Here is a 14,565-nt window from a genome sequence, read left to right on the forward strand (position 1 = left end):
CTAACGCCGCCCGAGCGCTGCGCAGCCCGCGCTCGATATCAATAACGGCATTCAGGCAAGCCGGCGCGGCTTCATTCCCCGAGCGCCAGCGCGCGCTTCCTTCGCACCAGCGCCGCGCCGATCGACACCGCCGCGCCGATGCCGCCCATCGTCAGCGACAGAATCACGATCAGCGGCCCGGTTTGCGTGCGCGCCGAGAACACGCTGACCAACAGGCCGGCGAGCGGCTGCGTCATGTTGTTCAGAAGGATCACCACGCCGGTCGTCTTGCCGTAGTCCTGCGGCGGAATGATTTGCTGCCGCGCGCTCCGGATGTAGACGTTGAACATCTTGTCGAAGCCGACGATCAGCAGGAAGCCGAGCGCATAGCCCCACGGCGCCGCGCTCGCGCCTGCGATCACGCCGCCCGCGCAGATCGAGACGAAGGCGACCAGTCCCAAGGTGCGTGCCGGCCATGCGGCGCGTGCGATCGTCAACAGAATCAGCACCGTGGCCACGGCGCCGGCTGTTTGCAGTCCGGCATAGTAGTGGTTCGATTGCGCGTGAAGGCCGGTCACCATGGCCGCGGACGTGGCAAGCGTCACGCCGATCACCAGATTTTCGGCGGCGGCGAGCAGCACGACTTTCTTCAGGCCTGGCAGCACCAGCACATGACGCAGCGCGATGCGCAGCGGCAGCGTCCAGTGGCCTGGTGCGAGGGGCGGCGGTTCGGCGGCGCGAAAACCGCTGGTGCGTTGCCACAGCAGCAGCGCGCCATCGGCGAGGAGAAACAGCATGCCGGTTGCGCCGACGACCCATTCCCAATGCCACAGGCCGAGCAGCAGTGCGGCGAGCATCGGACCGAGCACGAACCCCAACTGGTCGGCCAACTGCGAGTAGGCGAGCACGCGCTGAAACTGCTGCGTGCTGAAGATCTGCGGCAGCATGACTTCGCGCGCGACCAGGCCCTGGCTCGTCAATACGCCGCACACCGCCGAGAGTGCGATCAGCCAGCCGATGCCGCCGAACAACGCATAAGCGAGTATGCCGCCGAAGCATGCCAACGCCCGCACGGTCTGGCTTACGCGCATCAACCTGAGCGGCGAGATGCGGTCGCACAAGGCGCCGAAGAAAGGAAACACCAGATAGCGCGACAGCGTTTCGATAAAGAACGCGAGGCCCGACCACGAGACCTGGTGCGTGGTCTGGAAGACGACGAGCGGCACGAGAAACAGCAGGACCTGATCGGCGAGACGCGCGACAAACAGCGAGCAGAAGAAAGCCTGATGGTTGACGCGCACCGTTCATGTCCCGCTGTTTATGGGTCGAGACCGATCCTATCAAAGATAGGGCTCTCGCGTCCTTGGCCTGCTTGCTGCGCTGTGAATGCTCAGCGCACTGCAAGCAGCCCGCGCGCCGACGGCGACGCGCGGTCAGGGGCGCACTTCAATCGCCGCGATAAGCCGCTTCGAGCGGCGCGATATCGAGCTTGACCATGCTCATCATCTGCTTCATCACGCGGCTCGCCTTGACGGTGTCCGGGTCACGCAGCATCTCGCCGAGCACGTCGGGCGCGATCTGCCACGAGACGCCGAACCGGTCCTGAAGCCAGCCGCATTGCCACTCCTTGCCGCCGTCCAGGAGTTTCGTCCAGTAACGGTCGATTTCCTCCTGCGAATGGCAGTGCACGAACAGCGAAATCGCCGGCGTGAAGGGGAACTGCGGGCCACCGTTCAGGGCCGTGAACTCCTGGCCCTCGATCTCGAACGTGACGGCCAGCACGTCGCCCTCCGGCCCGGGTCCGGCGTCCGTGTAATGCATCGTGGTGGCGATGCGGGAATCGGAAAACACGGACGTATAGAAGCGTGCGGCCTCTTCGGCATTGCCGTCGAACCACAGGCACGGCGCAATCTTTTGCATGACGTTTCTCCTCCTTCTCACCGGACGGACCGCGCCTTACTTCATGGCGGCCATGGCTTGCTGGATTTCTTCCGGGCTCAGGTCGCGCTTGTGCGTGGCCAACGACCAGCTATGGCCGAACGGGTCTTTCACCTGACCGTAACGGTCGCCCCAGAACATGTCGGTGACGGGCATCACGACGGTCGCGCCGGCGTCGACGGCCTGCTTGAAGCTGGCGTCGACATCTTCCACGTAGTAGTGAATCGTGACCGGCGTGCCTTTCAGCGTATTCGGGCCGAACGACTGGTGCTCGGGCCATTCGTCGGTCAGCATCAGCATGGAATCACCGATCTTCAGCGTGGCGTGCATGACCTTGCCGCCGGGGCCGGGCAGGCGGATCTGTTCGACGGCGTTGAAGGCCTTCGTGTAGAACGCGATGGCTTCGGCGGCGTTGGCGCAGATCAGATACGGCGTGAGCGAGTGCATCCCGTCGGGGATCGGTTTGACAGCGTTGCTGGACATGACGGCGACTCCTTGAAGTAACAGGTTCGTGAGGTGAAAGACCGACTCGTCGAGTCAGGACTTCAACGTTACGACGAGTACATGACCGTTGAATCGACACTCCGGAAAAAATATTTTTGGCCCAGGCGTGCGGCGAGTGCACGGGCGCGCGTCTCAACCGGCCGGATTGTCCTCGTCCGGCGGCGCGGTGGACGGCGCCGGAATGCCGCCGCGCGGCGCGCCGAGGATGCTGATCTGGAACGTCGGCGTCGCCGCGAGCGATTGCAGCGTGGCGTCTTCGGGAATCTGTTCGAACAGCGGCAGAATCACCGAGCCGCCGATCACCGCGCGCCGGCTGTCGTCGGCGGGCCGCAAGCCCCAGACGTCCTGATAGACGACCGGCACCGCGCTGCCGTTGCGGGTGGTGTTGCCGATATACAGCATTACATGGCCGCCGATGTAGATCAGCGTGCGCAACGGCTCGCCGTGCTGCGCCAGATAGTCGAGCCGCTGCGCGGGCGTCGACGACGACAGGTCGATAATGCGGCCGGCGTTCATCTGCGTGGACGAATGGCGCGGCAGCCAGACGCCGAACGCGGCGAAGATGCTTTGCAGTTCCGACGAACAGTCGTTGTAGAGGCCGCTATTGCCCCAGCCGTAGGGACGGCCGATCAGCGTTTTCATCAGCATCGCCAGATGGCGCGGCGTGGCGGCGAGCGGCGCCGGCGTGATTTGCGCGTCGCTCAGGGCGGCGGTGCGGATCAGCGCCTGGCCGTCGGCGTCGCGGGCTGGGACGAGTGCTTGACGCGCGGCTGCTGGCTCGGCCGAGCCGCTCGTGTTGCTGGTGTCGTTCGCCACGGGTTTGGCTTGCGTCGACCGGGCGACGTTGGCGGGCACGATCGGCAGCAGCGTGCCGGCCGGCGCGTCGAAGCGGAACACGCCGCGGCTGTCACGCACCGCCGCCGACGCCACGATCACCGCACCCAGCGATTTGCCCGTCGCGGCGCGCCATGTATCGACGAAGCGGTCGTCGGCCATGCCGACGCCGTCGCTGCGCACCCAGCCCTGCACGTCGGGCGTCTGCACGTAACGCCACGCGCCGTTGACGCTGCTGCCGAGCACGTAAAGCGGCGTGCCGGGCCGCACGGCCGAGATCTGCAGGTTGTCGAACGGATAGCCTTCGCCGGCCAGATGGTGGTCGTAGAACGACGGGTCGGTGGTCGGCAGTTCGCGCACCATCAGGTTGCTGGTGGCGATCGCGCGGCGCTGCGTCTGATAAACGGCCGTCTGCGTGAACTGCGCGACGTTCATGTTTTGCGCGATGGCGTCGATCCACGCCTTGTCGTGCGGCCGGAAATTTTCGCCGTAACCGATGTCCGTGCCGCTCTTGCCGGTGTTATCGAACCTGGCGACGCGCCGCTGCTGCAATGCGGCAATGTCCGCGCCTTGCTGTCGATAGACGCACATCGTCACGAAGTTGGAATTCCACGGCGAGGGCGCCGCAGTGCCGGTGCCGAAGTAGCGCGCGTAGAGCGCTTTGAAGTGCGCCTGCTGATCCGCCGGACTCAGGAACGGCTGGTCGTAGCCCGGGCTGTCCGGTTCGAGCCAGTGATCGACGTTCTGGTCGTAGTGTGCGATGGGGAACAGCGTGATGGTGTCGATCGGCGCGTGCGCGTCGTGCGTCGGCGACGGGTTGCTGCAGGCGGTGATCGCCGCGAACGCGGCGCACAGCGCGGCGGCGCGGCAGGCGTTCGGCCAGACGGCGGCAAGGCGGGATAGAACGGCAACGGGCATGAGGTTCGGCGAAGAAGGTCCAGGGCACGATGATACGGTGTCGGCGCATTGTGCAGCACGTTGTACCGGCGCCGCGTCGTGCACACCCATGCACAACGCTTATGTGGTTTCATTGGGGTTCGCATCGTCCAGAGCGGCTGCGCGATACCGCGCTTCACGCGCAGGCTGCCGCAGCCGGCGAGCGTTTCACTACGCTCACTGCTCAACCCAGCGCATGGCCTCGAAACAACGTTCGTACGAGGCCGTCTAACCAAGGAGAACAACATGCAAACCAGCGCACGCAATCAATTCGCCGGCGAAGTCACCGGACTCAAACACGGCGCCGTGAACGACGAAGTCACGCTGCGCACCCAGGACGGCCTCGAGATCGTCTCGATCATCACGCATGGCAGCGCGACGTCGCTCGGCCTCGCGGTGGGCAAGAAAGCCTTTGCGCTGGTCAAGGCGTCGTCGGTGATCGTGATGGTCGATGTCGCGAAAGAGCAGGTGTCGGCGCGCAATTGCATCGCCGGTACGGTGTCGGCGCTCACGAAGGGCGCGGTGAATTCCGAAGTGTCGATCAGCGCCGGCGGCGCGCAGATCGCGGCGATCATCACCAATGAGAGCGTCGATCGCCTCGGCCTCGCGAACGGCAAAGCGGCAACGGCGATCTTCAAGGCATCGAGCGTGATCATCGGCGTCGATCAGTAATCGTTGCGTGGTTTTTCCCGGTGGTTTCCGCTTTGCGCGGAGGCCGACGGGTCTGACGGAACCGGAAGGAAAGAGGGCTTTGCTGTGTGCCCGTCGCCGTGCGGCGCGGGCGCGCGCCGTGAAGGAAATGGCGGCTTGCTTTAAACTGCACGACTCGCTGTTCCTCTTTCCGCTTTCATCACGGACGCCGTCATGTTCGAAGTCTCCTCCGCCTCGCATCTGCCCAAAGCCGCGCACTACGAAGAACTGGTCGCCCAGGCGCGCTCGCTGCTTGCCGGCGAAACCGACTGGATCGCCAACGCCGCGAATTTTGCCGCCTTCGTGTTTCATTCGCTCAACGATCTGAATTGGGCCGGCTTCTATTTCCACGACGGCCAGGAACTGGTCGTCGGACCGTTCCAGGGCAAGCCCGCGTGCGTGCGCATCGCGCTCGGCAAGGGCGTCTGCGGCACGGCCGCGCAAACCCGTCAGACGCAGGTGGTGCGCGACGTGCACGAGTTTCCCGGCCATATCGCCTGCGATTCGGCCTCGCAATCCGAAATCGTCGTGCCGCTCGTCGCGCCGGACGGCACGCTGATCGGCGTGTGGGATGTGGACAGCCCGAGCGTCGCGCGCTTCGACGAAGAAGACGCGAAGGGCATGGAAGCGCTGTGCGCGGTGTTCATCGAAGCAGCGCTGCCGCGCGCCGCGTAAAAAGCAGAACAGCGGTGCGGTGGCACCCTATGCTTTTCCGTACATAGAGTCAATGCAGTTCAGGGGATGGGTCGGCGGACCTCATCCCGCTATCGTTCTCTCCAACGCGCTCGAGACAGCTCATGAGCGCGACGAACCCCTACCAGGTTTTGGAGACACGCATGAGTTCCGCCACCGCTGCCACCGCCAGCCCGCTGACATTTCAACGTTCCCCCGCATTACCCCGCAATTGCACTTTCGATAGCCACGACTGGGAGATTCTCAGCCGCTACTGGCATCCGGTGGCGTTCGCCGCCGAAGTCACCGACAAACCCGTCAGCGTGACGCTGCTTGACGAACCGCTCGTGGTGTTCCGCTCGAACGGCCAAGTCGTGAGCGCGCGCGATATCTGTCCGCATCGCGGCGCGCCGCTCAGCCAGGGATGGGTCGACAACGGCAAGATCGTGTGTCCGTATCACGGGCTTGCGTATAACAGCGAAGGCAAGTGCAAACACATTCCGTCGCAAACGGATGGTCCGATTCCCGATCGTCTGCATCTCGTCACGCACGCGACGCAGGAAGCGTATGGGCTCGTGTGGGTGTCGCTGGGCGGCGGCCCGGAAGCCTTGCCGGAGTTTCCGTACTGGAACGATCCCGACTTCCAGCAGATCCTGCCGCCTTCAATCGACATCAACGCATCGGCGGGACGCCAGACCGAAGGCTTTATCGACGTCGCGCATTTTGCGTGGATTCACCACGACAGTTTCGCCGACCGCCACAACCCGTTCGTGCCGCAGTATTCGGTCGAACGGCGCGAACGTGGCATGCATGCGGAGTATGTGAGCACCGTCAGCAACTTTCCGAAATCGATGCAGCATCGCGCGCCCGAGGGGTATTTGTGGCACCGATTCTTCGAGGTGGACGTGCCGTTCTTCGCGCGTCTCACGGTGCACTTTCCCGAGAACGGCCGTCTGTCGATCCTGAACGCCGCGAGCCCGGTCTCCGCGCGTAAGACGCGTCTGTTCGTGCCGATCGTGCGTAACTTCGACAAGGACCTGCCGCTCGAGGACGTCTACGCATTCAATCGTCAGGTGTTCGAAGAAGACCGCGCCATCGTCGAGCAGCAGCGTCCGGAAGACCTGCCGATCGACCGCGCGGCGGAAGCGCCGATTCTGGCCGATCGCTCGTCGGGCGCCTATCGGCGTGCGCTGGCCGAGATCGGTCTCGGTCAGGCTTATGTGCGCTAAAGCGCGCGGTGATTCGGGAGAGAAGCCATGAAAGTATGGGAATGTGTGATCTGCGGCTTTCGCTACGACGAAGCGCTGGGCCTGCCCGAAGCGGGCATTGCGCCGGGCACGAAGTGGGAAGACGTACCGGACGACTGGCTGTGCCCGGACTGCGCGACTGGCAAGCACGATTTCGAAATGCAGGTGATCGCATGACGGCCGCTCAGCAGGAGAACAACGTGTTGCCGGTGGTGATTGTCGGCACGGGCATGGCGGGTTACACGGTCGCGCGCGAGTTGCGCAAGCTCGACAGCGGCGTGCCGATCGTGATGATCAGCCGCGACGACGGCAGCTTCTATTCGAAGCCGATGTTGTCGAACGCGCTCGCGATGAAGAAAGAGCCGCATGCGCTGGCCAGTTTCGACGCGCTGGCGATGGCGGCGCAACTGGGCGCGTGGATTCGTGTGCGTCAGAAGGTCGAGCGCATTCTGCCCGCCGAGCATACGTTGGTGGTGGATAACGCCTTGGTGGCCTACGGCAAATTGGTGCTGGCCACCGGCGCCGATGCGCGTCGCTTGCGCGTGGCGGGCGACGGCGCGGACGACGTGCTGTCGATCAACGATCTCGACGATTACGCGCGCTTTCGCCTCGCCCTCACGCGTTGCCGCTCGGTAGCAATCCTCGGCGCGGGACTGATCGGCTGCGAGTTCGCGAATGATCTGGCGTCCGCCGGCTATGCGGTCGATCTGATCGATCCTGCCACCACGCCGCTGGCGCGTCTGCTGCCGCAAGAGGTCGGCGAAATTTTCGCGCGCGGCCTCGGCACCGGTGGCATCCGCTTTCATGCGGGTCGCAGCGTGAATCGGATCGATCGCTTGCCGGATGGTTACCGGCTGAGTTTCGCCGACGCTGAACCGATCGACGCCGACCTCGTCGTGTCGGCGATCGGGCTCGCGCCGCGCACGTCGCTGGCCGGCGCGGCGGGCCTCGAAATCGATCAGGGTATCCGCACCGACGCGTGGTGCCGCACCAGCGCGCCGGACATTTACGCGCTCGGCGACTGTGCCGCGATCGACGGCAAAGTGCAGCCTTATGTCTTGCCGATCATGCACGCCGCGCGTGCTTTAGCGCGAACCCTGGCGGGCGAGCCGACGCGGGTCGCTTTCCCGGTGATGCCGATCACGGTGAAGACGCCCGCGACGCCCGCTGTCGTCGTCATGCCCGAAAGCGAGGGCGCGTGGTCGATTGAAACCGGCGCCGATGCGGCCGCACACGCGGCGCGCGCCGTCTGCAAGGGCGCCGCAAGCGAACGGCCTCTCGGCTTCGCGCTGCTCGGCGCGGCGGTGGAAGGCAAGGCGGCGCTCGTCAAGGCGATGGCCGTGGGAGGCGCGAACTAACCCATAACAATCTTCCGTCTGACCGACCTCACTTTGTGATCGCCCGGTGTCTGAAAGGGGCCTGTCACCTCGAAGGTATCCGATGATTGCATTCGCGCCGCAAGCTCTTCCTGCTTGCGGCGTTTTTTTCGTCGACGGCGGAGCGCGACGTGGTTTGGAAAAGTTTGCTTAGGAAGCCAGATCTTTGGCGACGCTGGCGATCAGCCTGCGCAACCATACCGCCGCCACGCTGCGATGCGTGCGATCGTGCCAGAGCTGATAGTAAGTGAGCGCGCGCGGGTCGCCGGGAACCGGTTCGATACGCAGCGGCAGCAGTTTCGTGTAGTGGGTGGCGAGCGCGCGCGTGGTGGTGAACAGCAGGTTCGAACGCGCGAGCACGTAGGGCGCCATGCCGAAGTAGGGCAGCGTCGTCGTGACCGTGCGCGACAGGCCATTGCGCGCGAGTTCGATATCGACGGTGCCCCACGCCGTGGTGTTGTAGGTCGTCACGGCCAGATGGTCGGCTTCTTCATAGACCGGCTTGCTCAGGCGGCCGGGTTTGATCGGGTGGCCGTTGCGCATCAGGCACACCAGTTCGTCCTTGCACAGCGGTTGCAAATGCAGATGATCTGGCGGCGTGCTCCAGTTGCCGATCACCAGATCGAGAAAGCCGCTTTCCAGGCCGTGTTCGTAGCCGCCGTCCACCATCATCAGATGCCTGAACTCAAGTTTGGCGTGCGGCGCTTCGCGATGAAACGCGTCGACCACGGCGGGAACGAAGAACGCGTCGAGATAATCCGGTGAGCCGATGCGAAAGGTCTGGCTGGTGGTCGCCGGATTGAACGTCGTGGTGGGATGCAGAATCGCGGCGATACTATTCAGCGCCTGCGCGGTGGGCTCGATCAAGGTCAGCGCGTGTGCCGTGAGCACCATCCGGCTGCCGCTGCGCACCAGCAGTGGATCGCCGGTCATGTCGCGCAGTTTGCGCAGCGCCACGCTCACGGTCGGCTGCGATTGTCCGAGCAACGCCGCCGTGCGTGAAACGCTCGATTCGGTCAGTAGCGTGTGCAGCACTTTGAGAAGGTGCGAGTCGATGACTTCCTTGGACATGAAATGCGGGGCGCTGTCTCGTGGGGATCCGTGTGGAACGGTGCCGCGAAACGGCGTGTTGTATCGGAGGGATCGTCAGCGAAATATATCCACGGATATAGCGGTCGTCAATCCGGCGCAGCCCTGCCCGAGGGCGCCGAACGCCATTGCGCGTGGGCTCATGAAGGATCGAATATCCCGGCAATAGCGAGCTTTGTATGGCGCGGGGATGCGCAAGCGCGCCGGTCGGGAGGATTGGGGATTACACCAAGGGAAACGATTGCCGCGAAGAATGCGGGGCGGCCAATTCGGCGGGGGCGCGAAAGCCGTTATCATACGCACGGTTGCCCGAAACATCGGACCGGAATCTCGGGGCTTTGCTGTTTGCGCCCACGCGTGAAGAACACGTTCGATCGCTTTCACTACTCAGGAAAATCAAAGGCCGGCGCGATGCAAGTCCCCCTCTACGCCGAAATGCGTACGCGCGATGCCGCGCTTGCCTCGGCGCCTTACGGCATGTTTACCTGCGCTGCGGATGGCACGTTCGACTCCGTCAACGCCGCTTTCGAAAAGCTGACGGGATGGGCGGCTGAAGAACTGATCGGCCGGCGCACCTTCGAGTCTTTGTTCGATCCGGCCGAACTGGCCAAACGCCGCGCCGAACTGCCGCCGCTTGCCATGGTGACCTTGCGCTATGAAGGCGAGTGGAGCTTTTTGCGGCGCAACGGCACACCGGTTCGCGTGGTGCTAGCGTTGGCGCCGCTCGTCACCGAGCCCGCGCAGGCCGCTTGTCCCGCGCTGTATGTGGGCATCGCCATCGACATGACGCGTTACGCGCAATCGGAAGCGCGTCTCTGGTACGTCGCGCATCACGACGGCGTGACCCGCCTGCCGAATCAAACGCTTTTCACCGAACGGCTCGAACTGACGATCGCGCGTTGCGAGCGTAGCGGCAGCGGTTTTACCGTGCTGATCGCCGAACTCGATCATCTGCGCAAACTGCGCGACGCGCTCGGGTTGCATGCGGCTGAACTCGTGCTGCAGATCGTCGGTGAACGGCTGCGCGGTCTCTTTCCGAACGACGGCACGATCGCCTCGATCGGCGGCACGCAGTTCGCCTTGCTGGTCAACGAAACCGGCGCGGCCGCCGATGCGTTCGCCGCCGAAGCGCTCGGCCGCATCGCCGAGGCGATCGACTACGCCGGCACCACGTTGAACATTACCGCGAGCATCGGCATCGTGGCTTATCCGGCCGACGGCGGCGATGCGCCTACGCTGATGCGTCGCGCGGGTGTGGCGTTGTCGGCCGCTTCGGCGGTGAACGGCAATGCGGTGCGGCGGTTTTCCACGGCGCTCGAAGGTCAGGCGGCGCGCCGCTTCGAACTGGAGACCATGTTGCGCGACGCAATCGAGCGTCAGCAACTGCATCTCGTGTATCAACCGCAGGTGACGCTCTCCAACGGCCACATCGCGCAGGTGGAGACGCTGTTGCGCTGGAACCATCCGCAACGCGGCCTGATCAGTCCCGTCGAATTTGTGCCGGTTGCGGAGGAGGCGGGTTTGATCGAGCAGATCGGCGAGTGGGTGATTCGCACCGCGTGCCGCGACGCCGGTAAGTTGCTGCGGCTGACGGGCAACTTGCCGCGCTTCGCGGTGAACGTCTCGCCGCAGCAGTTCCAGCGGCACAATCTGTTCGAGATCATCCGCGAGGCATTGGAAGATGCCGCGCTCGACCCCTCGTATCTCGAACTGGAAATCACCGAGGGCATGCTGCTCGGCGACACCGAACAGGCATTGCAGACGCTTTTTGCCTTGCGCGATCTGGGCGTGGAAGTCGCGGTAGACGACTTTGGCACCGGCTATTCGAGCCTCGCGTATCTGACGCGCTTTCCGTTGAATCGCCTGAAAATCGACCGTTCGTTTGTGATGCGCATGAGCACCGATCCGCAGTGCGCGGCACTGGTGGGCGCCATCATCGCGATGGCGCATGCGCTCAAACTGCGCGTGACGGCCGAAGGCGTCGAAACGGCCGAGCAGGCCGCGCAACTCGAAGCGCTCGGTTGCGATGAAGCGCAAGGCTTCTGGTTCTCGCGACCGATTACTGTCGCGGCACTACGTAATTTGCTGAGGCCTTTGGGCAATCTCTGAACCGGGTTTGCCGGCGGCATGGATTGTCGTGCACGTGGATGTACTTAGCCATCCCTATCAATTCTTCAATCGATGCAGCGCGTCGCCGCGATGAACGGCATGCTTGCCGCTCTTCTCGCTTTGTACCTCGTAATGTGGATCGGATGTCGACGCATCGACGGTTCTGCCATCCACGGTCGTATGGGTAGAAATGACACGTACGACCTTGCCGTGCGTAACCCCTTGCGGCGTGTTCCGGCTGACACGGTCTCCGGACTTCAGATGTTGGGACATGAGACGCTCCTTTTTGCCGGACCAGGTGCGGCGTAAAACTCCCTCGCTGGTAAGGCTTTGCATGATTTGCACTGCTCCCGTTCGCATGCGCGAGCAAGCCGCGTGCCTTCGCACATGAAATGTAAAGGGTGGGAACGTATCCTGCTGATCCTCGTGGTCGGCTGGTGGCTGTCGAATCGCGTCGGCACGACGTTCGCCCGCGCGCACGCATGCTGACCCGACGCTCGCGCCGATGCTGGCGGCCATGAGTACCTGGGCCGTACGGGTGCTCGTGTTCATCGCGGCGCTCAGCGAAGTCGGCATCGCGACCGCGAGCGTGCTTGCGGTGCTGGGCGCCGCCGGCCTCGCGATCGGACTCGCGCTGCAAGGCACGCTGCAAAATATCGCGGCCGGCATGATGCTGTTGATGCTGCGGCCGTTTCGCGTCGGCGATGTGATCGAAGGCAGCGGCGCGGCAGCGGGCATCGTGCGCGAAGTAGGGCTCTTCACCACGCGCATCGAACGCGGCGACGGCAATGCCGTGTTCGTGCCGAACAGTCAGATCTGGAGCAATCCGGTGATCAACTACAGCAGCGGCGGCACGCAGCGCATCGAGGTCGAAGTGGGCCTCGCGCAGCGCAAGGACGTCGATGCCGCGATCGGCGAATTGAAGAAACTGGTCGCCGACGAACCGCGCGTGCTGAGCGGCGCCACGCTCGCGCCGATCGTCACGGTGGCGGACTATCCGGACGATGGCGGCGCGACGTTGCGCATCGCGGCGTGGGTGCGCTCACCGGACGCATCGCTCACCAGCGGCGACCTGCACGAGCACGCGCAGGCCGCGCTTGAACAGGCCGGCTGCCCGGTCGCAGCTTAGGTCGCGGCGCGGTCTTTAACGGGGCCTTTGACCGTCCGTCTGCGCTGGTATCGCGCGAGGCGTCTCGTGCAAAACGAGTCTCGTCTGATCGGGCCGCCGCCTGCATAACAGACTCCGGTCACTCATGTTGAAGCGGGTCCGTCTGGTTCGACGCCGATGTGCCGGCTCAATGCAGGCGCGGATGGGCGAGGAAGAATCGCACCATTTCCGCGGCGGCGTCGGGGCCGGACGGGTCCGTGTACGAACCGCGCTGACTGCCGCCGGCCCACGCGTGACCTGCGCCGTGAATCGACCAAGACTCCGCTTCGACGCCGTTCGCCGCGACGTGCCGTTGCTGCGTATACGCACGCTGGCCGCTCGCAACGCCTGATTGCTTGCTGACGGTGGTGGTGCCGGCGTCGAAGGCCGCGACGATCTCGGCCGCATTCGACGGATGGACCGTCGAGTCAGCGTCGCCATGAAACACGATCAGCGGACGTTGCGGTGTGCCACGCGTGCGTTTGCGTTGCGCCTTGCCGCCCTTCATCGCGCCGAGCGCCGAAGGCAAGTCCTTCGCGCAGCCGTAGGCGAGGCCCGAATGCACGCCACCCGCGGCGTAGAGATCGGGCGACGTCTTCAGCATGATGTCCGCCATCGCACCGCCCGCCGACAGACCCGCGACATACACGCGCGCCGGATCCACACGATAGCGGCCCATCACCTCTCGCGTGATGCCGGCGATCAACGACGGCTCGCCCTGATCGCGTAATTGATCGGCAGGCTTGAACCAGTTCCAGCATTTCGAATGGTTGGCCGCTTGCGCCTGATTCGGATACACGACGATGAAGCCATGACGCTCGGCCATTTCGTTCATGCGCGTGCCGGCGGCAAAGTCGTCGGCGTTCTGCGTGCAGCCGTGCAGCATCACGATCAGCGGCAAGGGTTCGCTGTTGTAGACAGCCGGCACGTAGAGCTTGTACTGGCGTTGTCCCGCTGAGTTGCTGAACGTGTGCGTGCTGAAGGTGCCCGGCGTGTCGGCGTCGAAAGTCGGCGCGGCAGGGGCGTGCGGAGCGGGGCGCGCCTGGGCTTGCGTCTGGGTTTGCATCTGCGTCCACGCTTGCGCCCATTCGCTGGCATTCGACGGCGTGTTCGATGTTTGTACGTGGTCCGCGCGGGCCTCGTTCGCTTTGCCGCCCGAGAGCGCGCGCTGAACCGCCGCAGTGGCTTCCTGCGGGCCCTTCGTGCGCAATAGCTCGAAGGCATCTGTCATCGATTTCAGGAAATCTTCGTTCATTTTCATGATGGTTTGCGTTGACCTGTGTGGGGCGTGGGTGAGCGAGTCGACTGATGAGTCGGCTGCTTCAGCCACGGTAATGAGTCGAGCGTCGCGCCTAGCTGATGCGGCCGGCAAGCGCTGCCTTGACCGCGGGCGATGCGTGAAAGGCGCCGAGCACTGCCACCGATGCAATCGTGGCCGCCGCGAGTTCCGGCGGCACATCGGCTGCGATGCTGGCGAGGCCGAGCACATGAATGTCGAGTTGTTCGTGCGCGGCCTGAGCCGCCTCGAGATCCTGCCGCGAGAAGTGCTGCATGCCGAGCACCATGGCGCGCCGGGTCACGGTCTCCGTCACGACCTGGGCGTGCACTGCGAGCTGGTTGCGGATCGCCGTGCGGATCAGGTCGGTGCGGTTCGAGTAAAAGCCTTCTTCGACCAGTAGATCGATCTGGCCGAGGTCGATCGGGCCCAGGTTGATGGTGATTTTTTCGGTCTCGCCGCCTTTGGGGCGGGAGGTGGCAACGAGGTTGAGTTTAGGCATTTGCACTCCGGTGGGCATCTGGAGACCATCCAATTAACATCCAGTGGGATGGTTATACGCCTTTCGATGGAGTGCGGTCAATGGGGAAATTGGGGGTTCGTTCGGGGCTGGAGATGGCGGTTGCCCGCGCGTGTATTGGCGCTGGTCCTTCTGTGATGAGCGTTTACCCGGCCTAGAGGTTTCCCACTATTTGCCGTTATCGCGACGAGAGAGCCAAAACGTCAATGTTGGGCACTTGATCCGAAAAGCGGACATTAATTCGAATA

At 64.1% G+C, this 14,565-nt stretch carries 15 protein-coding genes; 7 read left to right on the plus strand and 8 right to left on the minus strand.

The genetic code is table 11. From position 1 onward, the window contains the following. Window positions 1-71: 71 nt before the first annotated feature. From HF916_RS33345 to HF916_RS33360, 4 genes are all read right to left on the minus strand, one after another. Window positions 72-1,280, minus strand: coding sequence for an MFS transporter (locus tag HF916_RS33345; protein ID WP_168793100.1), 1,209 nt, complete (start codon window positions 1,278-1,280; stop codon window positions 72-74). 145 nt (window positions 1,281-1,425) lie between these two features. Further along, entirely contained in the window at window positions 1,426-1,899 is a 474-nt protein-coding gene (locus tag HF916_RS33350; RefSeq protein ID WP_168793101.1) for a VOC family protein, read from the minus strand. A gap of 36 nt (window positions 1,900-1,935) precedes the next feature. After that, entirely contained in the window at window positions 1,936-2,400 is a 465-nt protein-coding gene (locus tag HF916_RS33355) for a VOC family protein (RefSeq protein ID WP_168793102.1), read from the minus strand. Window positions 2,401-2,553: 153 nt separating this feature from the next. Next, a complete protein-coding gene (locus HF916_RS33360) occupies window positions 2,554-4,173 on the minus strand; it encodes an SH3 domain-containing C40 family peptidase (protein WP_206002030.1) in 1,620 nt (539 codons plus the stop codon). A gap of 264 nt (window positions 4,174-4,437) precedes the next feature. Between HF916_RS33360 and HF916_RS33365 the strand changes: the two genes are divergently transcribed. From HF916_RS33365 to HF916_RS33385, 5 genes are all read left to right on the plus strand, one after another. Beyond that, a complete protein-coding gene (locus HF916_RS33365) occupies window positions 4,438-4,863 on the plus strand; it encodes a TOBE domain-containing protein (protein ID WP_168793103.1) in 426 nt (141 codons plus the stop codon). Window positions 4,864-5,055: 192 nt separating this feature from the next. Then, window positions 5,056-5,556: a GAF domain-containing protein gene (locus HF916_RS33370; protein WP_168793104.1), complete on the plus strand. Its 501-nt coding sequence runs from the start codon at window positions 5,056-5,058 to the stop codon at window positions 5,554-5,556. Window positions 5,557-5,717: 161 nt separating this feature from the next. Then, window positions 5,718-6,782, plus strand: a complete 1,065-nt coding sequence (locus HF916_RS33375) for an aromatic ring-hydroxylating oxygenase subunit alpha (RefSeq protein ID WP_168793105.1) — start codon at window positions 5,718-5,720, stop codon at window positions 6,780-6,782. A gap of 27 nt (window positions 6,783-6,809) precedes the next feature. Further along, window positions 6,810-6,977 (plus strand): rubredoxin, encoded by a 168-nt coding sequence (locus tag HF916_RS33380; protein WP_168793106.1) that lies wholly within the window; start codon window positions 6,810-6,812, stop codon window positions 6,975-6,977. Next, a complete protein-coding gene (locus HF916_RS33385) occupies window positions 6,974-8,158 on the plus strand; it encodes an NAD(P)/FAD-dependent oxidoreductase (RefSeq protein ID WP_206002031.1) in 1,185 nt (394 codons plus the stop codon). The genes HF916_RS33380 and HF916_RS33385 overlap by 4 nt, the downstream gene beginning before the upstream one ends. 168 nt (window positions 8,159-8,326) lie before the next feature. Here HF916_RS33385 and HF916_RS33390 read toward each other — a convergent pair whose 3' ends face one another. Next, the gene (locus HF916_RS33390; protein WP_168793107.1) at window positions 8,327-9,247 is read right to left on the minus strand and encodes a LysR family transcriptional regulator; all 921 of its coding nucleotides are present in this window, start codon (window positions 9,245-9,247) and stop codon (window positions 8,327-8,329) included. 429 nt (window positions 9,248-9,676) lie between these two features. Here HF916_RS33390 and HF916_RS33395 point away from each other — a divergent pair, with 429 nt between their 5' ends. After that, window positions 9,677-11,374, plus strand: coding sequence for a putative bifunctional diguanylate cyclase/phosphodiesterase (locus tag HF916_RS33395; RefSeq protein ID WP_168793108.1), 1,698 nt, complete (start codon window positions 9,677-9,679; stop codon window positions 11,372-11,374). Window positions 11,375-11,431: 57 nt separating this feature from the next. Here HF916_RS33395 and HF916_RS33400 read toward each other — a convergent pair whose 3' ends face one another. Further along, window positions 11,432-11,647 carry a DUF2945 domain-containing protein gene (locus HF916_RS33400; protein WP_168793109.1) on the minus strand — a complete coding sequence of 72 codons (216 nt, stop codon included), beginning with the start codon at window positions 11,645-11,647 and terminating at the stop codon, window positions 11,432-11,434. Between the two features lie 244 nt (window positions 11,648-11,891). Here HF916_RS33400 and HF916_RS33405 point away from each other — a divergent pair, with 244 nt between their 5' ends. Beyond that, window positions 11,892-12,503 (plus strand): mechanosensitive ion channel family protein, encoded by a 612-nt coding sequence (locus tag HF916_RS33405; RefSeq protein WP_240975790.1) that lies wholly within the window; start codon window positions 11,892-11,894, stop codon window positions 12,501-12,503. A 166-nt stretch (window positions 12,504-12,669) separates the two neighbouring features. On the opposite strand, the gene HF916_RS33410 is transcribed toward HF916_RS33405, so the two are convergent. Both HF916_RS33410 and HF916_RS33415 read right to left on the minus strand, forming a co-directional pair. Beyond that, window positions 12,670-13,782, minus strand: coding sequence for an extracellular catalytic domain type 1 short-chain-length polyhydroxyalkanoate depolymerase (locus HF916_RS33410; RefSeq protein WP_168793110.1), 1,113 nt, complete (start codon window positions 13,780-13,782; stop codon window positions 12,670-12,672). 91 nt (window positions 13,783-13,873) lie between these two features. Beyond that, window positions 13,874-14,299, minus strand: a complete 426-nt coding sequence (locus HF916_RS33415) for a CopG family transcriptional regulator (protein WP_168793111.1) — start codon at window positions 14,297-14,299, stop codon at window positions 13,874-13,876. Window positions 14,300-14,565 lie beyond the last annotated feature (266 nt).

It is taken from the genome of Paraburkholderia aromaticivorans (assembly GCF_012689525.1).
Classification (GTDB): domain Bacteria; phylum Pseudomonadota; class Gammaproteobacteria; order Burkholderiales; family Burkholderiaceae; genus Paraburkholderia; species Paraburkholderia aromaticivorans_A.